Genomic DNA, 19732 nt, shown 5'->3' with positions numbered 1-19732 from the left:
AGTTACAGTTAAGAAAATTTACAGTTGACATAATACAGCGCTAAAATCAAGCCATGACTTAGAATACTAGAATAAGCATTATTACTCAAAGCTCTTGTATACTAAATTATACACATAGTCTTATTAGTAGAATACAGCAAACTTAAAAGACCGATATTTATCATTTCAAATCCCTAAATTTGCAGCCTTAAAAATTTGTTTAAAATCCTGATGTACAAAGAATATAAACAACTTAACTTATCTGAAACCGGCAAGGAGATCCTGGAATACTGGAAGAACAATAATATCTTCGAAAAAAGTATTACCAACCGTCCGGCTTCTAAACCATATACATTTTACGAAGGCCCTCCATCAGCCAACGGAATGCCTGGCATTCACCACGTTATGGCCAGAACAATTAAAGACATCTTCTGCCGCTACAAGACCTTAAAAGGGTTTCGTGTAGAACGTAAAGGAGGTTGGGATACTCATGGCCTCCCTATCGAACTAGCAGTAGAAAAGACACTGGGAATAGTCAAGGATGATATCGGAAAGAAGATCTCGGTGGAAGAATATAACGCTGCCTGTCGTAGGGAAGTAATGAAATTTACTGATGTATGGAATGATCTGACTGAAAAAATGGGGTATTGGGTAGATTTGGAAAATCCATACATTACTTACGAGAACGATTACATCGAGACATTATGGTGGATATTAAAAGAGCTTTATAAAAAAGGCTATTTATATAAGGGTTATACAATCCAACCTTTTTCACCTGCTGCAGGAACTGGATTAAGTTCTCACGAACTTAATCAACCGGGCACATACCGGAACGTAAAAGATACAACAATCGTTGCCCAATTCAGAGTCAAAAAAGACCAGATACACCCACTAATGCCTGTTCTCTTCCAGAACGAATTGGAGGATACAGCTATTTTGGCCTGGACTACTACACCCTGGACGCTTCCGTCAAATAGTGCCCTTGCAGTAGGTAATAATATTCCATACGTCAAGGTCAGGACATTCAATCAATACACCTACGCACCAGTGAGCGTTGTATTGGCAAAAGACCTTGTATCTAAACATTTCAAACCTGATGCACAGAATGCTTCTTTCCAGGAATACAAAGCAGGAGACAAACTGATTCCCTGGGAAATAGCGGCTGAATTCAGTGGCGCTGACCTGGTTGGCCTTCGCTATCACCAGCTTCTGCCGTATGTAACAAATGAAGAGCTTGAATCAAATGGCTTTCGTGTAATTCCCGGCGACTTCGTTACCACGGAAGACGGAACAGGAATTGTTCATATTGCTCCTACTTTCGGTGCAGATGACTTTAGAGCTGCAAAAGCTGCAGGAGTTCCTGCAGTGGTTGTAACTGATGCCGAAGGCAGACAACATCCTCTGGTTAATCGTCAGGGAAAATTTGTAGATGAAGTAACTGATTTTGCTGGCCGTTTTGTAAAAGAGGAATACTATTCCGCAGAAATTGCGGGAGATAAAGAGTTTAAACCTACCGATGTTCTGATTGCCATCAAGCTTAAAGAGGAAAATAAAGCGTTCGATGTGAAAAAATATGAACACAGTTATCCTCATTGCTGGAGAACGGATAAGCCGGTGCTCTACTACCCCCTTGATAGCTGGTTCATCAAGACCACTGCAGTAAAAGACCGACTCGTTGAACTAAACAAAACAATAAACTGGAAACCTGAGGCTACAGGTACCGGACGCTTTGGCAACTGGTTGGAGAACCTCGTAGACTGGAACCTTTCCCGTTCAAGATATTGGGGTACTCCGCTTCCTATCTGGAGAACAGAAGACAGTGCTGAAGAAATTTGCATCGGTTCAATCCAGGAACTCAAAGAAAAGATCATCGAAGCTGTTGACAGCGGTTTACTGGATCAGGAAGAATTAGATAAAGCACAAGCTCAGATCCTTCAGATTACAGAAGGCAATTTTGACTTACACCGGCCTTATGTAGATGATGTGATCATAATTTCGTCTACCGGTAAAAAGATGCTTCGTGAACCAGACCTTATCGACGTGTGGTTTGATTCCGGAGCGATGCCTTATGCTCAATGGCATTTCCCTTTCGAAAATCAGGATAGATTCCAGAATGCTTATCCTGCAGATTTCATCGCCGAGGGTGTTGACCAAACGCGCGGATGGTTCTTCACGCTTCATGCTATTGCAGTCATGCTTAATGACTCAGTAGCATTTAAAAATGTGGTATCGAACGGACTTGTATTAGATAAAAACGGCAATAAAATGTCTAAGCGTTTAGGTAATGCTGTCGACCCGTTTGAAACTATTGATAAATATAGTGCCGATGCCACCCGCTGGTATATGATCAGTAATGCATCTCCTTGGGATAATCTGAAATTCAACATCGAAGGCTTAGACGAGGTACGCAGGAAGTTCTTTGGAACCCTTTATAACACTTATGCTTTCTTCGCACTTTATGCTAACATCGATAGCTTTAAGTATCAGGAAGCAGAAATTCCTTTGGCTGAAAGACCAGAGATAGACCGTTGGATAATCTCGTTGCTGAATACGCTATCACAGGAAGTTGACGGGTTCTATGGAGAGTTCGAGCCGACTCGTGCAGCCAGGGCTATCCAGGAATTTGTAGATGAGCACTTGAGTAACTGGTATGTGAGGCTTTGTCGTCGTCGTTTCTGGAAAGGAGACTATAGCAGTGATAAGATTTCAGCTTACCAGACACTCTATACCTGTCTTTCAACTATAGCTAAGTTAATGTCACCAGTGGCTCCATTCTTTAGCGAGCGATTGTTCCTTGATTTGAATAATATTACTAAGAAAGATGGCGCGGAATCAATTCATTTGTCCGACTTTCCATCCTACCATCCCGAATTAGTTGATAAAGATCTGGAAGAACGTATGGCTTTAGCTCAGGATATTTCTTCCATGATACTGTCACTGCGCAAAAAGGTTGGAATTAATGTACGTCAACCACTTAATAAGATCTTACTACCGGTTTTAGATAGCAGTTTTCAAGAAAAAGTTGAAAAAGTGAAGGAATTAATCCTTTCTGAGACCAATATTAAAAACATTGATTATATTAACGACACTTCTGGTATCATTAAAAAGAAGGTTAAGCCTAATTTTAAAGCATTAGGTGCGAAAGCAGGGAAAAACATGAAGGATGTTGCTGCTTTCATCACGAACCTGTCACAGCAAGACCTTGCTGAGTTTGAGAAAGAAGGTATTGTTAATTTTAGTAAGGATGAGTTCAGTTTAACAATCTCGATTGATGATGTAGAGATTATCGCGGAAGACGTTCCCGGATGGCAGGTAACAAATATGGGAAAACTAACCGTTGCTTTAGATGTTACGGTAACTAACGAATTGAAGCAGGAAGGAATTTCCCGCGAATTGATCAATCGGATTCAAAATCTGAGAAAAGATAAAGGCTTTGAAGTAACAGACAAGATCAATGTGAGGATAATTGAACACCCTTACATAGCAGAAGCTGTACAAGCGAATTTATCATATATTAGCGCCGAAATTCTGGCAGCTTCATTCAATTTAGATAAAGATCTATCGGAAGGTGATAGTATAGAAATCGACGAGCAGGAATTTTTAGTAACTCTTACAAAAGCTTAATATGGAAAATAACGAGAAAACAAGGTACTCAGACGTAGAACTACAAGAATTTAAGGAACTTATTTTAGAGAAGATTCGCATAGCTAAAGAAGAGTTAAACGCACTTACCCAATCATTAAGTAATCCTAGTTTAAATGGAACTGATGATACGGCGGGAACTTATAAAACCCTCGAGGATGGCTCTGCAACACTTGAAAAGGAGCAGACTAATCAATTAGCTGCACGTCAAAAGAAGTTTATCGAAAACCTCGAAGGAGCTTTAGTACGTATTGAAAATAAGACTTACGGACTTTGCCGCGAAACAGGTAAGTTAATCCCTAAAGAACGTCTAAGAGCTGTACCTCATACTACCTTGAGTATGGAAGCAAAACTGAAGCAATCTTAATGAAAGCATATACCAAGCCTGTATTGGCTATTATTTTAATACTACTAGCAGACCAGGCCTTAAAGATCTGGATAAAACTAAACATGACCCTTGGTCAGGAATTCAAATTCCTTGGCGATAGGGGTATGATACATTTTACAGAGAATAACGGAATGGCGTTCGGAATGGAGTTTGGAGGTGTTGCAGGAAAACTCGCTCTTACACTGTTTCGCATCGTTGCAGTTTCCCTTATAGGATACGGTGTAGTTTATCTTATTAAGAAGAAGTATCATCGTGGCCTAATATTAAATGTCGCATTAATCTTTGCTGGTGCACTGGGAAACATAATTGATTCCACCTTCTACGGGATCTTATTTAGTGAGAGTTCTTATTTTCAACCTGCAAAGCTTCTTCCGGAACAAGGTGGTTATGCGGGGATTTTCCAGGGTAAAGTTGTCGACATGTTCTATTTTCCATTGGTACAGGGCACTTTTCCTTCGTGGTTTCCTATTTGGCAGAATGAGGAGTTTATTTTCTTCCGGCCAGTATTTAATATTGCAGATGCCGCCATTTCCATAGGTGTTATTGCAATACTCATATGGCAGAAAAGATATTTCAAGGAAGAGAAAGTAGAAGAAAGTTATCCCCACAGCGAAATTATAGAAGAATAAAACAAAGCCCCGCCCCTAGCGGGGCTTTGTTTTATAACCTATCCTCTATCACTTCCAGACCTCCAATCTTTCTAATATTAAATTAACATTTAGTTTTACCAACAATATTAAGTTTCTAAGCTTCTGAAACAAGCCCTCCCATTCTTACGTTTAAATAATATTAATTCAATGTAAAATAAATATTAAGTTTACAGTATGAGAAGGCTGGTAAAATTGATTTACTTTGCTTTCCTGGTCATTTTTGTGGGACAGTTGAAAGCCCAGGAACAGTATCAGGGGTATAGCTTCGAATTTTACGAGGGTACAGTAAACTTAAGGGTACCTGAGTCTGCTATCATCCAAACCGATAGTGTTCCTGGCGATAAAGCTGTCCATAAATTTTATGATCAGATAAAGAGGACTGACTACCAGGCTTTGCTTAGTTCTCTTTTGAACTACAAAGAAACCCATAATTTAAATGACTGGTTATACTACCAGCTTGTTAGAAAAACAGCGCAGCAGATCGCACCGAAAAAAGAAAACTATTTTAGATACACCCTCTACAAATGGTTCCTTCTTACACACTCGGGCTACGATGCCCGTCTTGCAATTGCCAATCATAAGATAATATTTTATGTCAGGAACGCTGAAGATATCATGGATATCCCTTTCTTTACTGTGGCCGGAAACAAGTACATGTGCTTAAACTACCACGATTATGGGAAGTTTGATTTTAGCAAAGAGGTAGCTATCCCAGTGAAGATAGATGTTCCTGGAGCTAAAAATGAGTTTTCATATAAGGTTACTCGTATGCCTGAATTTAAACCGGAGGACTATTCCGAGAAGGACATCAAGTTCAGCTACAAACAAAAGGTATATCACTTCAAAGTGAAGGTTAACCCTGAAGTGCAAAATATTTTTGCTAACTATCCTGTAGTAGATTTCGCAACCTATTTCAATATTCCCTTAAGTCATGAAACCTACGGATCTTTAATTCCAGTGCTAAAGAAAGCTTTAGAAGGGAAAAATCAAAAAAAGGGAATTGAATATCTGATGAACTTTACCCGGTACGCATTCCTTTATCAGGATGATAACCAACTATTTGGTAAAGAAAAAAGATTTTCGCCGGAACAGACACTATTCTCAGAATATAGTGATTGTGATGACAGGGCCGCTTTATTCTTCTATCTCGTAAAAGAGCTATACAATCTTCCAATGATTGCGCTCCTGTACCCTACCCATATAACTGTTGCAGTAGCATTTGACAAGCCCACAGCAAATTCCATTATCTATCAGGGTACCCATTATTCGATATGCGAACCAACCCCTCAGGCAGCTAACCTTAAAATCGGACAGCTCTCGGTAAAACAGCAGAACGCCGCTTACACAGTGGTTTACCATTACGATCCTCATAATAGTAATTAGATCCTTACTTCAGTTTTTCGCACCCCTGTTACATTCGTACTCTTTTTTTCGTCCTTATTACAAGCAATTCTTTTTGCAAGATGTTTATGGAATTAACTTCCTGCTTGCATCATAGCAGCACACAACAATTAGATAAAATATGAAAAGATTATTCTTCATCGCACTTATTAGCGGTATCACTATTACTACATCAGCTCAGACTATTGATATGCGCAGAAAAATCGAAGTATCAGGATCTGCAGAAACCGAAGTTACCCCCGATATTATTTACGTTGGAATTTCTCTTAAAGAATATTACCGGGACAACGCCAACAAGAAGAAAGTAGATATTGAGGACCTTGAAAAGCAACTATACTCGGCTGTAATAAATGCTGGAATTCCAAAGGAGAATTTTACGATCAATAATATATCCAGCTATAATTATACATGGGAAAAGAAGAAAAATCCCGATTTTCTGGCGAGGAAACAGTACCGGATAAAGGTTACTGACCTCAATAAGTTTAATCAAATATTAAATGGTGTAGAGCCAAGGGCAATTGAGTATACGAATATAGAGTCCTATGATTACTCAAAAATAGAATCTCTGAAAAGAGACCTCAAGATAAAAGCACTACAAGCCGCCAAAGACAAAGCAAGCTTTCTGGCAGAAGCAGTCAATGATAAAGTGGGAGATGCTATTGAAATACAGGAGATCAATAATGAAGTTTACCCACAGCCCTATTATCGTGCAAATGTAATGATGATGGATAAGGCTGCAGCTGCAGAATCAGCGCCTATGCCGGAGATCGATTTTAAGAAGATCAAGCTGAATTATCAGATGAGGGCGGTATTCGAACTTAAATAAAATAAAAAGGGATTGGATTTACAGAACTATTGACAGTTGTAAATTCAATCCCTTTTATAATTTTTTAAGAAAGAGCAAATTGGTTTACTATCTTCTCAAGCTCGTCTAAATCGAAAGGCTTTGCAATGTAAGCGTCCGCTCCCGCCTTCTGAGAAAGGATTTCAACATCATTGTTCGCAGAAAAGTAAATAACGGGAATATTAGTAAGCTTTGGATCAGCTTTAAGCAATTGCGTTGCTTTTATTCCTCCCGTATCCGGAATCCAGTTATCCATTAAGATCACATCCGGCCTTTTCTCAGAAATTATCTCTAAAATATTGTTACAAGTTGTTCGCGTATGGACTTCCCACCCCTTCTCAGTAAGTAAATACGTGAGAATTTCTAAAATATCCACATCATCATCAAAAATTACTATACGCTTCATTCAAGCATAAAGCTAAAACAAATAAATGAACCCGCAAAAATTTAATTATTAATATATTTCAATAGTTCATTCTGCATTTCCCTAATCTGCAATAGGCAAATCAAACCAAAATGTTGAACCCTTACCTTCTTCACTATAAACACCAACGTCACCTTCATGCCGTTTTATAATTTCCGCGGATATGAAGAGGCCTAAACCTAGCCCCGAAAACTTCTGTGACGACTCCTGCACCCGGAAGAACCTGTCGAAGACGAAATTAATTTTATCTTCTGGAATCCCGATACCAAAATCAGTTACATAAACTCTTACCTTATCCTCTTCTCTCCTGATATTTACCAATACTTTATCAGAATCAGGCGAGTATTTGATAGCGTTGGACAAGAAATTTACGATCACTTGCTCCAGACGATGCATGTCTCCCCAGACGGCAATTTCTTTGTCCCCTTCAACAACAATGGTATGCCTGATAGAGTCGTTCTGCATCTGATCTACAGAAGTCTGAACTACCTCGTCAATATAGAACCTATCCTTTTCAAACTGCAATTTACCTGCCTGGATCTTGGTTACATCTAACAAATCTTCAACTAATGCAGTAAGACGGTTAACCTGTTTGTTTGCTTTCTCTATAAAGGACTGGATCTTCTCAACCTCTACTTTACGGTTACTCAAACGCTCAGCAATTTGCAATGAGGCCTTCATGCTCGTAATAGGGGTTTTTAATTCATGACTCGCAATACTCATGAACTCGTCCTTCTTCTGCATCAACAATTTAGTGGCTTGCTGTGCCAACTCCTGTTCCGTAATATCAGTTAAACTTCCAATATACCCTTCGAAGGAGGCTCCAAATACCGGGTTAGCCTGAGCCAGCACCCAATGATACTCTCCTTTTATACTTCTTAGTCGAAACTTGGAATAGAAGATCTCTCTGGACTCGAAGGCCTTAACGAACTTCTTATACTCCTTGTCTGCATCATCCTGGTGGAAGGCTTTACTCCAGCCGAGGCCCATACTAGCATCGAAACTGAGCCCCGTGAAAGCGATCCATTTTTTATTTACGTAGTTACAATCTCCCTTCTCATCCACTTTCCAGATCATGAAGGGCGACTGATCGGCCAATTGACGGAAATAATCTTCACTCTCCTTCAACGCCTCGGAGGCTGTCTTCTGATCGTGAATATCGGTACTTGTGCCTACCCATATGACGATTTCCCCATTATCATCTTTTTGCGGAATACTTCTGCTTAAATGCCATCGGTACTGGCCATCGGTGCCTAAGATCCTTCTTTCCATTTCGAAATCCTGACCAGCTTCAATAGCTTGTACCCATAGCTCTCTGTTCCTCTCCCGATCTTCAGGATGTATTACATCAAGCCACTGCCAGCCTTCAAGCTCGTGCATTTCTTTACCGGTATAGTCCAGCCACACCTTATTGAAAAAGTCACCCAGACCATCTGGTTTTGCAGTCCAAACTTTTTGAGGGATGGATTCGGCAAGAAATCTGAACCGGCCTTCATTTTTCTTAATCTCCTGATTAGCCCTGATCATGTCAGAGACATCAAAAGCGAAGGTGGCAACACCGTCTACAATTCCATCGTCACTATAAACAGGCTGATAAACGAAGTCGAACCAGCCATCTTCTATTACGCCCGTTCTGTTCCGATCATATCTAACGTGGAATGCTTTGCCAAAAAATGGGATCCCCGTTTTGTAAACCTGCTGGATCAACTCGTCCGATTCTTTACTTTCTGGCTTATATTCCCCTAGTAATTCCGTATTATTTTTACCTACAAGGTCATTTCTTCCGAAATAATCCATTGCCGTTTGGTTCACAAACTCAACCCGTAGATCTTCTCCTCTACGGATAGAAATAAGCGCAGGAGCATTCATAAAAATACCCCGGAACTCATCTTGCTGTTTCTGTATAATTCGTTGAAGTTCCTGTTCCTTTCTCTCGGCGTCCTTCTTCTCTGTAATATCAATGATATAGGTAACGGCAACAGCATCGTCTTCACTAACGGAAGCAGCACCCAGCAGCACACACATCCTTGAGCCGTCTTTACGCAAATACTCACCCTCAAATGGCGGACAAACTCCACTGTTCCAAATTTGTTCAGCAGCCAGCCTGTTTCTTTCCAGAAATTCAGGCGGAGTAATTCTACTCCAGGTAATAAGTCCGTTCTTCAAATCCTCCCGGCTATAGCCGATCATTTGCAAGAAGGCCTCATTCGCATTTATAATCACCGAATCCTTATTGGTAAATAACATTCCGATCATGTTTGATTCAAACACTTTCCGGAACCGGCTTTCACTTTTAATGATTTGGTATTGAGCTTCTTTCAACTCCGAAATATCCAATCTCGAACCGAGCATCCGGTAGGGCGTTCCGTATTCATCCTGTAGCAAATAGCCCCGGTCAAGGATGCATGCGAATGAACCGTCCTTTTTCTCAAAACGATACTCCTCGCTCCATTGATCACTGCCTGTGTTGATAACCGAATTGATACTTTTTCTTACTCTTTCCCTATCCTCAGGATGGATCTTGCTGAACCAGAAATTACTGCTGTTAACCTCTTCAAAATACTCGTAGCCAAACAGTTTAAAGAAGCTATCACTCCACCACAAACTATTATTCACTAGATCCCAATCCCAGATAGCATCATTTGTTGCCCTGGAAACCAACCTGAATCTTTCTTCAGATACGCTTAGTTCCCGGGTCCTCTCTGCCACCTTATCTTCCAGTTCAAGATTAAGTTTCTTTAGGTTCTCCCTGACAGAGATCAGTTCGTTATAATTTTGTCTCAGCTTCTGCTCCCCATCTCGTTTATCTGTTATATCAGTAAACGTAGCTACGAAGCCGTCCATCATTTTCACTGCCACAATCTCATACCAGCGGTCATCAATGTTCAGTTCAGTATGAAGAGGAGCACCTTTTTCTACCACTGAAATGCAGCTGTTTGAGAAATCAGTACCAGATAAGCTGCTAATCTCTTTCAAATGCTTACCAGCCTGATTTATACTTCCTCCTAATATAGCGTCAGAAGCATAGTTACAGGTAAGTATAACAAAATCTTCAATCTGGCTATTGTAGTTTCTAACTGCTTTAAAGGCAATGATCGAACTTAAACTGGAGTTGAACACTCCATTTATAATGTTATTAAGATTTGCAATTGCTGAAATATCAACAAAAGTAATTATAGCTCCATCGGTACGCTTATCCTGTCTTACATAAGGCATTATCCTCATGAGAAACCTGGTATCATTCGTAAGAATAATTTCCTTTTCTACAATATCATCCGTCTCTATAACATGTGTAATATCTCTGACGAGGTTTTCGTACCGGATGTTGGTAGAAATATGACTGATAGGCCGGCCAATATCTCCCTCAATTAAGTTAACCAGTCTTAATGCAGAAGCGTTAAACTTCCTGATATTTTGATTTCTATCAATAAAGATCTGCCCAATATCGGTGCTTCTGAAATAATTATTAAGGTCATCATTTAGCTCGATCAGCTCCTTAATCTTAAGCTGATGCTCAGTATTCAAGGTATGCAGTTCCTCGTTAAGCGACTGAAGCTCCTCATTACTTGACTGCAACTCTTCATTCGCTGAAAGCAGCTCTTCATTGCTCGACTGTAATTCTTCGTTGGTAGTTTCCAATCCCTCTACGGCCATCTGGAGATTGGACCTGGTTTCATTCAACTCCGCCTCCAACTCGGCAACGTATTCGTTGTGTTCGTGACTAGGTATAGGATAACTTTCCTCCCGCACATGAACCTGACTAAGGCTGTTCTCGCCAAGCACCACCAAGGTATATGGTTTACCCTGAAGAGGCTGGGCGGGCCTTACAGAGATACTTAAGAACAGATCAACCTGGTCCTGTTTCACCCGCACGCTCTTAAGAAAAACCTTCTTCTCCTCTTTCCAGCTCTTGCGAATTGCTGTATTCAATGCAACCGAGAGCTCCTGAGGCACCATTTTCAAAATGTTCAGATTAAGCTTTTTCTCAGGAAGAGATAAAAACCGGCTGAAATTTCCTACTGATTCTTTAATCTCGTAATTCTTGTCTATGTAGAAACACACATAACCAAAGTCATCTATAATTGCTTCTGTGAGGTCATCAGCCAGAGGATTAGTCTTCTTCTGTGACGCCTTTATGATAGACGGGGAAACCCTGGGCTGCTCGCCCTTATTATCCAGTTGCCGGTAAACCTCGAAAGGAGATATACGGTTTTTTCCAATCTTACGGTAGATCTTCCACTTACTATTGACTTCATCTACCGAGTCTTTAATGGATGCGGCTGTCTCGCTTGTTCCAAGGAACAGATAGCCTCCCGTATTAATAGAAAAGTGAAGGGTATTCATCACCTTCTGCTGCAACACGCTATTCATATAAATGAGCATATTTCTGCAGCTTACCAGATCGTTTTTTATAAAAGGAGGATCTTTAATTACATTATGCCTGGCAAATACTATTTGTTTACGAATCCGGGGAATAATAGAATAGAATTTACCTTCCTTAACAAAATACTTTTTAAGGGTATCTTCATCTATATCTTTCTCGATAGACTGAGGATATAAATTTTTTGCAGCAAACCCAATACTGCTTTCATCAATATCGGTAGCAAATATCTTAACCTCAAGCAAACGTCTGAAACGTTGCAGATACTGGTCGATAAGTATAGCGAGTGAGTAGGCTTCTTCCCCGGTACTACAAGCACAAATCCAAACCTTCAGTATGTCTCCGTCGTGTTTGTCATTAATGATATCCGGTAAAACCTGTTGTGAAATCGAGTCGAAGGCTTGTTTATCCCTAAAAAAACGGGTTACGCCTATCAAAAAGTCCTTACTTAAGCTCTTAACTTCTTCGGGACTTTGCCTAAGAACAGTAACATAATCATCTAATTTTTTGATGTTATGTTGCCCCATCCTCTTTCCTATCCTTCTGATGATAGTAGGCGTTTTATAGTAGTGGAAATCGTAACCGTGGGCTTTATGGATCAAGTTAAAGATCTCATCGAGTAAATTATCGTCTATTTTGCCCTTATTCAGAACAAGGATCGGAGCTTCGTTTACATGATTATAGATCTCTTCGGGAATCATCTCAGGGGGCAGGATAAGATCTGCGTTGCCAGAGGCGATTGCACTGTTTGGCATCCCATCGAACTTTGCAGTCACCGGATCCTGCACAATGACCATTCCTCCTGTATTTTTGATCACCTCAATCCCCCTTGTACCGTCAGAACCTGTTCCTGAAAGGATAATAGCAATTGCTTTGTCCTTTTTTTCCTGTGCTAAAGAATAAAGGAAATGGTCGATAGCCGTATTGGGTTGCTTATCCGGAACCTTTTCCACCAAATGCAACTTCCCATTATAAATAGTCATTAACTTATTATTGGGAATTACATAGATACATTCCTTTTGCACCGTCATTTTATCTCCAGCTTCGAAGACTTTCATGTGGGTATGCTTAGATACCAGCTCCACAAGCAAACTTTTATAATCAGGAGACAAATGCTGAATGACTATGAAAGAAAAGTTAGCGTTAGTGGGCATATTATCAAAGAATTCATGAATAGCCTCCAAACCACCAGCAGACGCGCCAATAGCAACCACATAATGATCTAGCTTTGTAGAATTCCTTTGTATTAAACCTTCGTTCACCGTCTTTTCCATAGATGTAAAGCCGCCCTAACTATATATGTATTTAGTAGAATATTCAAATATAAAGCTTCTAAGGCTTTCTGCAACCTTTACTTCTTCTGCATCCCAGGGTAAGGCAGTCTTCCGGACCGTTTCCTGCCATATAGAAAAAGAGTTTCGGGGGTGATATTTTTTCCCATCTGGCTCAAATCTAATCGCTTCCCCAGGATTTCCTCCCCAATTAACCGTTGTTTGCACCTCCGGCCTGAAAAGCAAAAGAAAATCTTCATTTCTTCCACCAACGGGTATAGCGAGCAATCCACTGGCCTCTTCTGCAAAATTTTGGGCAGGCTCAAAGGCAGCAGAGAGGCTGTTTTCAAAATACGCCTCCGAAATTGTCTTGTGTTGCAACCAAAAAACCAGATGCTTCACATCCTCCACTGGTGGTGTTTGGCCGTGTAAATGCACTTTACCTTTGTACACCAGCGCTAATCCCCCGGCATTGAATAATTCCAAAAGGTCTTTATCTTTTTGAATAAGGCCTGAAAACAGTTCGTTAATGCTATAAATACCGTCCAACACCAATCTCTTCTTCTCCCATAACGTACTCTTATACTCAAATTGCTCCTGATACAACATAGAAGTAATTTTAGAGGAGATCAATTCCGACAGGAGTTCAAAAACCGAACACAGCTCGTAATTCAAGTATTTTGCCTCCCGGTGATGACAGGATATCAAAGCCCATAAATGACCATTACGAATGATACGGATTGACATGGAAGCTTTTATTCCCATGTTCTCCATATATTCTAAATGCACCCCCGCAACACTACGAAGGTTACAGTCGGTAAGATCTATAAAGGAATTAGTAAGTGGGTTAATCACAGGATAAACCTTAACCGGCTTATCCTCGCGGTTCGGAATTAATCGATAGGGATTTTTGAGATAGAGGGCTCTTGCTTGCCTTGGAATATCAGAAGCTGGAAATTTAAGACCTATGTAAGGCTCCATATCTTGTTCCCTCTCTTCGGCAATGACCGTTCCGTTCCAATCTGCGTCGAATTGATACATCAATACGCGGTCAAAACCAGCGAGTTTTTTCAAAGCAGCAACGGAGATCTGGCAAATGGATTCAATAGAAATTGCAGAATTCACTTCAGCCATCACATACTTCATCTCTTGAAACACTTCCGTAAATGACTTCCTCGTATCAGCCTTTTCCAATTCCGCTACCAACAGCTCATCTTTCTTGTGCACCAGCGCAATGTATTCTGCCTGAGTGTCGCCTTTTTTAATATATAAATTAAGAGGTATCTTATCAGAAATTGTTTTAGAGAAACTATCTTCAAGTAATCTGATGTGTTCCTCATTTACGAAATCAGAAAGATTAGAATCCACTACATCAGCAACATCTTTACCGAAAACTTCAGATATGTTTTCACTTGCCTGAACAATTTTCAAATCTTCCTTGTTCAACACAAGCAAGTATCCGTAAGGCTGGATCTGATTGATGTGATGTAAGGGCAAACTACCACAAAATTCGGAGTCATAATTCTTTTTGCTCATTCTAGCCAATTTCTAAATTTAATAAAAGTCTCATCGGCGCCAATTATTACCATATTCCAGTCTTCTTCAGCCACCCTAGTATTTAAAGCAATTTTAAATTGCTCCCACATCTTCATCGTTTCACTACCATAAGAATAAAAAAAAGAAAGGCCCTCAGAAGCACTAAGACCAAGCTTAGCAGAAACCATTTTACTTATGATTGTTCCCCCAAGTGTAGAACCTTCCAAAACATATAACGCACCAATGGCCTCATACGTGTTTGTTACTACAGGAAGGTCGTCACATAAAGACACGTCTGAAGTAGTGTTGAAGTACTGTAAATCTAGTTCTAATGCATCAGATTTTCTTCTTTCAGGATAATCAGGCACCTTATTTATATCAAGATTTTTACTTATCCTTTCTTCGAGCGGCTTAATGTAGCCGTAAAACTTTTTTAAAATCTCGATGTAGTCTGCTTCAACTGCTATTGATTTTAGCTTTCCGACCAGAAGTTTTTCCAGCTGTTGATGCGATATGTCCGTTTTATCTTTTAGGACTAAACTCAAATTCATTAGGGGACAATAAAGTAAAAAATAACAATGATAAGCATTAGTAATCACTAATACTTTCCATTGCTGAAATTTCGTAATTAATTAAACTCAAGAATAAATTGGGAGCGATCTTCACTCATCATAAATAACAATAAAAACAGGAAGGGATTGAACGCTTTATATTCTGTACCTTAAAGACAATGAGTTACCTATTGCTCGAACCAACTCATCTACCAGAGGTAATGCGTTCTCCTTCTGCTTCCATCCCCTGTCATCTTTATATAGTGTAACGGTATTCCCTTGTAGTAATATTTCCGACTCCACCATTCTGTTTTTCTGATTCAATTTTAATAACTGGTAATGAAATTTAGCGCCCTGCAGGCTTATAGTAAAAACCTGTCCCATATTGATTTTCCTTTTTAATTCATAAACAACAACTTACGCTAACTTGTTTGTAAGTGGCGCAAGTATTGTTTTAGGGGATAAGGTGGCTTTGAATGCAAAAAGATTAGGTCAGCATCTATGACGGGCGGAAGCTCTTTTTCTAAAATTGGCTAAAGACCCAAGCGGTAAGCTGCCATATCAGATATACCATTAGAATAAAGATCATCACCAAAACTAGTCCCACACCGAGAAGCACCCCTTTACCACTTCCCTGATGTTTACCTTCTACGTAGTGCTCGTTTAGCAACCTTATATTGCGCTTATTGGCTTTAAAGAAAAAGTCAAAGATCTGTCCTATGATCGGTATCCCTCCTATAGTTGCATCAAGAACAATATTGAGCACCATTAATGTCACTATTTTACTACTTGCTCCGTTCTTGGCAAGGGTTAAAACGAGAGCGGCAGAGATAAGTAGTCCACTCATATCTCCCGCAAAAGGAATAAGATTTAATATAGGATCCAGGCCAAACCGGAAGTTGGTCCCTGGCAAACGGAATTGCTCATCTAAAAGGTATGACAACTTTTCTACCCAGCGTAATTTATTATTCTGACTTGTATAATTGCGTCGATCGTTATACTCCATACTTGTGTAAAACAAAATCAGTTCCGAAAGTTTTGCGTTACCATTAAACCGTAAATCCCCCCGTCCAATATCCCAATTCCGACCCTGCCAAAAGATTTATGGAGAATATTAGCCCGGTGTCCCGGAGAGTTCATAAGGCCTTCGTGGGCAATAGTTAAGGTTTGAGCCAGAGCAAGATTTTCTCCCGCTGTCAGGAATCTCACTTTTGCAGCTCGCATTCGATCAAAAGGTGATTTATTTTCTGGAGTATAGTGAGAAAAATACCCTCTGGCGAACATATCCGCCGAATGAGCTCTGGCCACAACCGCTATTTCCTGATCAGCCCGAAGGGGCTGAAGATTAACTTTCGCCCTCTCCCTATTGATCAAAATCAACATCTTTGCCTCCAAATCCTCTCGGACCTTTGTATGGGCCACTGTAAAATTCAATTTAATGAACTTGTCGTTTTTCTTATTAAGCGTAAGTAAGGGCCCCGATTGCTTCTCCAACTCTTCTATATAAGGAGAGATCGCAAGATGGATCTTCTCAAGGCCTGGTATTAACTGCGAGACCACCCAGCTCCTTTCAGCCCTCGACTTAAGTGAGGGACTAACAGGAAATAAGATTAGTAAAGAGGTTATCAGCAGCAGGTAAACTATCCCTGTAAATCCTCCGGGAACACTTCCCAGCACCTTGTTCAGTCTGGAGGCATGATAAATTGAAGGAATTTTTGAAAGTACATAGTTAGCAATCGCTGAAAGGGTCAATCGTGTAACGATAATGGCAAGAATAAAAGAAACAGGTGAAACCCAAATACCAGTGGCAATATATCTTTGTATAAAGGTTGAAATATAGGGGTAGCAGATAAAAGCAAGGAGCAGTCCGGAAACCCACAGGAAGACTTCGACCATTCCGATCATGAAGCCTTTCAAAATCCCCTGCCAAACAGAAAAAACGAGTATAAGTACTAAAATAAGGTCCAAAAGATTCATAACAATATCCTCACCTAATAAGAGACAGGAGAGGATACTGTTTTAATGAAACGGCCTATTTGTTTGTCTGTTGAAAACATTCGTTTTCGGCTAACAAAAGCTTTAGCCCATCTTCAACACTAAATTGAGGATTGTATGAAAGTAAGGAGTTGGCTTTAGTAATGTCTGCCAAACTGTTTCTAACATCTCCTTTTCTTTCTGCATTATACACTGCTGGGATAATGCTTCCCTGATGCTTATTGAGCAGGGCCCATAACTGGTTTAATGAAATGCTCTCTCCAAAGGCAATATTATAAACCTGATTAACAGCCCCTTCTTCTTCAGAAAAGAAGGCCCTTACATTTGCCTGGACTGCATTTTCGATAAAAGTAAAATCCCTCGTTTGTTCACCATCTCCATTTATTATTGCAGGCTCGCCCGCTTTTAAGGCTTTAATAAACTTAGGTATAACTGCCGCATACTCTCCCTCAGGATTTTGCCTTGGCCCAAAAACATTAAAATATCTCAAGCCTATCAGGTTCATGCCGTAGGTCTTTGCAAATACATCAGCATATAACTCGTTTACATACTTGGTAACTGCATAAGGAGACAAAGGCCTGCCTATCCGTTCTTCAACTTTCGGAAGCTCTTTACTATCTCCATAAGTAGAAGACGAGGCCGCGTAAACAAAACGCTTTACTCTCTCCCTAGATTGGATGGCCCAAAGCATATTGAGAAAACCTGAAATATTTACCGCATTAGTAGTTACCGGATCATTAATAGATCTGGGAACTGACCCCAGGGCTGCCTGATGACTTACATAATCAATTCCGTCAATTGCATTATTACAAGTCTCCATATCCCGTATATCCCCTTCGAAAAGCTCGAAGGCTGGATTACTGAGAAAAGGAGTAATATTATCATGGGATCCCGTGGAGAAATTATCCAATACCCGCACTTTTCCCGCACCGTACTTCAACAAGTATTCTACCAGATTGGAACCTATAAATCCGGCTCCCCCCGTTATCAAAAAGCTAAACAGGCTTAAATCAACCGAGTGATATTTATTTTTATACATAGCTAGACAAATTATAACCTGGCATCTACCAGATCGAGATTAAGCACCCCTTTTACATCATATAGCACCGACGACTTTTTCAGCAAGGCTCCGTATTCCAGGTCACAAAACTCGTTATGGCAAACTGCGAGGATGACAGCGTCATATTGCTTATCCTCCGGCAGTGCATTAATACATTTTATACCATATTCTTCCTCTACTTGGGTACAACTAGCCCAGGGATCGTAAACAGTAATATTGGCTTTATATAAACTTAGCTCCTTCACTATATCCACCACCTTGGTATTTCGCACATCAGGACAATTTTCCTTAAAAGTGATCCCCAGGATTAGTATATCTGAGCCCCAAACTACAATCTCTTTTTTAACCATTAGCTTCACTACAGCATCTGCTATATAAGGACCCATGCTATCATTAATCCTTCGGCCCGACAAGATAATTTCGGGATAATACCCGGCAGAGGTAGCCTTTTGAGCCAGGTAATAGGGGTCTACACCGATACAGTGTCCCCCAACCAGTCCTGGTTTAAAATGCAGGAAATTCCACTTTGTTGCAGCTGCCTCGAGAACATGCTGAGTATTAATATTCAAAAGCGAAAAGATCTTCGATAGCTCATTAACAAAGGCAATATTAATGTCCCGCTGAGCATTTTCAATAACCTTGGCCGCTTCTGCCACTTTTATAGATTGGGCAAGATGGGTTCCTGCAGGAATAATAGAAGCATATAATGAATTTACAATCTGCCCTATTTCTGGCGTTGATCCCGAAGTTACTTTTTTAATATTTGGCAGCTTTCTCGCATTGTCGCCCGGATTAATCCTTTCAGGCGAATATCCGCAGAAGAAATCCACGTTGAATTTTAATCCCGAGAACTTTTCAAGAACAGGGATACATTCTTCTTCTGTACAGCCGGGAAAAACAGTTGACTCGTAGATCACAATATCTCTCTTCTTTAACACACCTGCTACCATCTCGGTAGCCTTTTTTAATGGTGTAAGATCCGGATTATTGTATTGATCTACTGGTGTTGGTACAGTTACTATATAGACATTACAATCCGCCAAACTTTCTTTATCGGCTGAAAAGAATACACCCGCAAGGGCATCACTCTTACGAACCACCGACTTCAATTCTGCAGGATCTACCTCAAGAGTATGATCTTTTCCCTGATTCAACTCATTCACCCTTGCCTGACTGATGTCAAATCCAGTTACTTTGTATTTCTTTCCAAATTCAACAGCCAGAGGAAGCCCTACATAGCCAAGTCCAATCACTGCAATTGAGTAAGAAGACGGATTAAACAATGTACTTATCATTTTCTTTCTTTAGGAAGCTGAGTTATCACTATTAATAATCTTCATCCTGCCTTGGGCAAATTGATTACGAAGCTAAGATATAAGATTCAAATTGCTCAGTGACTACGAATTACACAGGTTGTTCTTTTTATGTGCAATAGGTGAACACTACTGTAAAGAAAAAACATCAGAGGTATAAAAAAGAAAATCCTCACTCTTTTAAAGTGAGGATTTTGCTCCTGAGGCTGGGCTCGAACCAGCGACCCTCTGATTAACAGTCAGATGCTCTAACCGGCTGAGCTACTCAGGAGTATTTACCGGCTTAACAACACTGGT

Annotated in this window: 14 protein-coding genes and 1 tRNA gene; 5 read left to right on the top strand and 10 right to left on the bottom strand. The window is 40.2% G+C overall.

Annotated features, from left to right (window positions below):
• The first annotated feature begins 210 nt into the window (after positions 1-210).
• The 5 genes from ileS to J4N24_RS19910 all read left to right on the top strand — a co-directional run bounded on the left by ileS (position 211) and on the right by J4N24_RS19910 (position 6886).
• Entirely contained in the window at positions 211-3603 is a 3393-nt protein-coding gene (gene ileS, locus J4N24_RS19930) for an isoleucine--tRNA ligase (RefSeq protein ID WP_207535492.1), read from the top strand.
• Position 3604: 1 nt separating this feature from the next.
• Positions 3605-3988, top strand: coding sequence for a TraR/DksA family transcriptional regulator (locus J4N24_RS19925; RefSeq protein ID WP_207535491.1), 384 nt, complete (start codon positions 3605-3607; stop codon positions 3986-3988).
• On the top strand, positions 3988-4638 hold the full coding sequence (locus tag J4N24_RS19920; protein WP_207535490.1) for a lipoprotein signal peptidase: 651 nt from the start codon (positions 3988-3990) through the stop codon (positions 4636-4638). The genes J4N24_RS19925 and J4N24_RS19920 overlap by 1 nt, the downstream gene beginning before the upstream one ends.
• A 195-nt stretch (positions 4639-4833) precedes the next feature.
• A complete protein-coding gene (locus J4N24_RS19915) occupies positions 4834-6042 on the top strand; it encodes a hypothetical protein (RefSeq protein ID WP_207535489.1) in 1209 nt (402 codons plus the stop codon).
• Positions 6043-6181: 139 nt separating this feature from the next.
• The gene (locus tag J4N24_RS19910; protein WP_207535488.1) at positions 6182-6886 is read left to right on the top strand and encodes an SIMPL domain-containing protein; all 705 of its coding nucleotides are present in this window, start codon (positions 6182-6184) and stop codon (positions 6884-6886) included.
• A gap of 64 nt (positions 6887-6950) precedes the next feature.
• On the opposite strand, the gene J4N24_RS19905 is transcribed toward J4N24_RS19910, so the two are convergent.
• The 10 genes from J4N24_RS19905 to J4N24_RS19860 form a co-directional block, all read right to left on the bottom strand.
• Positions 6951-7310 (bottom strand): response regulator, encoded by a 360-nt coding sequence (locus J4N24_RS19905; protein WP_207535487.1) that lies wholly within the window; start codon positions 7308-7310, stop codon positions 6951-6953.
• An 81-nt stretch (positions 7311-7391) separates the two neighbouring features.
• On the bottom strand, positions 7392-12971 hold the full coding sequence (locus J4N24_RS19900; RefSeq protein ID WP_207535486.1) for a PAS domain S-box protein: 5580 nt from the start codon (positions 12969-12971) through the stop codon (positions 7392-7394).
• Positions 12972-12998: 27 nt separating this feature from the next.
• Entirely contained in the window at positions 12999-14516 is a 1518-nt protein-coding gene (locus tag J4N24_RS19895) for a GAF domain-containing protein (RefSeq protein WP_207535485.1), read from the bottom strand.
• Positions 14513-15067: a biliverdin-producing heme oxygenase gene (locus J4N24_RS19890; RefSeq protein ID WP_207535484.1), complete on the bottom strand. Its 555-nt coding sequence runs from the start codon at positions 15065-15067 to the stop codon at positions 14513-14515. The genes J4N24_RS19895 and J4N24_RS19890 overlap by 4 nt, the downstream gene beginning before the upstream one ends.
• 156 nt (positions 15068-15223) lie before the next feature.
• Positions 15224-15451 (bottom strand): hypothetical protein, encoded by a 228-nt coding sequence (locus tag J4N24_RS19885; RefSeq protein WP_207535483.1) that lies wholly within the window; start codon positions 15449-15451, stop codon positions 15224-15226.
• A gap of 139 nt (positions 15452-15590) precedes the next feature.
• The gene (locus J4N24_RS19880) at positions 15591-16073 is read right to left on the bottom strand and encodes a DUF4112 domain-containing protein (protein ID WP_207535482.1); all 483 of its coding nucleotides are present in this window, start codon (positions 16071-16073) and stop codon (positions 15591-15593) included.
• 17 nt (positions 16074-16090) lie between these two features.
• The gene (locus J4N24_RS19875; RefSeq protein ID WP_207535481.1) at positions 16091-17044 is read right to left on the bottom strand and encodes a CvpA family protein; all 954 of its coding nucleotides are present in this window, start codon (positions 17042-17044) and stop codon (positions 16091-16093) included.
• 55 nt (positions 17045-17099) lie between these two features.
• Entirely contained in the window at positions 17100-18101 is a 1002-nt protein-coding gene (locus tag J4N24_RS19870) for an SDR family oxidoreductase (RefSeq protein ID WP_207535480.1), read from the bottom strand.
• A gap of 11 nt (positions 18102-18112) precedes the next feature.
• Complete coding sequence (locus J4N24_RS19865; protein ID WP_207535479.1) at positions 18113-19417, bottom strand: nucleotide sugar dehydrogenase; 1305 nt, start codon at positions 19415-19417, stop codon at positions 18113-18115.
• A 215-nt stretch (positions 19418-19632) separates the two neighbouring features.
• Positions 19633-19706: transfer RNA gene (locus J4N24_RS19860), tRNA-Asn, on the bottom strand.
• Between the last annotated feature and the right edge of the window lie 26 nt (positions 19707-19732).

It is taken from the genome of Desertivirga arenae (assembly GCF_017355785.1).
GTDB classification, from domain to species: domain Bacteria; phylum Bacteroidota; class Bacteroidia; order Sphingobacteriales; family Sphingobacteriaceae; genus Desertivirga; species Desertivirga arenae.
Note: the sequence above shows the minus strand (reverse complement) of the source record. Positions and strands in the feature narration are given on the sequence as shown.

What these genes read in the sequence shown, in the direction of transcription:
- J4N24_RS19905 (WP_207535487.1), bottom strand. Translation starts at nt 7,310, where the DNA reads ATGAAGCGTATAGTAATTTTTGATGATGATGTGGATATTTTAGAAATT.
- J4N24_RS19880 (WP_207535482.1), bottom strand. Translation starts at nt 16,073, where the DNA reads ATGGAGTATAACGATCGACGCAATTATACAAGTCAGAATAATAAATTA.
- J4N24_RS19875 (WP_207535481.1), bottom strand. Translation starts at nt 17,044, where the DNA reads ATGAATCTTTTGGACCTTATTTTAGTACTTATACTCGTTTTTTCTGTT.
- J4N24_RS19915 (WP_207535489.1), top strand. Translation starts at nt 4,834, where the DNA reads ATGAGAAGGCTGGTAAAATTGATTTACTTTGCTTTCCTGGTCATTTTT.
- J4N24_RS19895 (WP_207535485.1), bottom strand. Translation starts at nt 14,516, where the DNA reads ATGAGCAAAAAGAATTATGACTCCGAATTTTGTGGTAGTTTGCCCTTA.
- J4N24_RS19920 (WP_207535490.1), top strand. Translation starts at nt 3,988, where the DNA reads ATGAAAGCATATACCAAGCCTGTATTGGCTATTATTTTAATACTACTA.
- J4N24_RS19865 (WP_207535479.1), bottom strand. Translation starts at nt 19,417, where the DNA reads ATGATAAGTACATTGTTTAATCCGTCTTCTTACTCAATTGCAGTGATT.
- J4N24_RS19890 (WP_207535484.1), bottom strand. Translation starts at nt 15,067, where the DNA reads ATGAATTTGAGTTTAGTCCTAAAAGATAAAACGGACATATCGCATCAA.
- ileS (WP_207535492.1), top strand. Translation starts at nt 211, where the DNA reads ATGTACAAAGAATATAAACAACTTAACTTATCTGAAACCGGCAAGGAG.
- J4N24_RS19885 (WP_207535483.1), bottom strand. Translation starts at nt 15,451, where the DNA reads ATGGGACAGGTTTTTACTATAAGCCTGCAGGGCGCTAAATTTCATTAC.
- J4N24_RS19870 (WP_207535480.1), bottom strand. Translation starts at nt 18,101, where the DNA reads ATGTATAAAAATAAATATCACTCGGTTGATTTAAGCCTGTTTAGCTTT.
- J4N24_RS19925 (WP_207535491.1), top strand. Translation starts at nt 3,605, where the DNA reads ATGGAAAATAACGAGAAAACAAGGTACTCAGACGTAGAACTACAAGAA.
- J4N24_RS19910 (WP_207535488.1), top strand. Translation starts at nt 6,182, where the DNA reads ATGAAAAGATTATTCTTCATCGCACTTATTAGCGGTATCACTATTACT.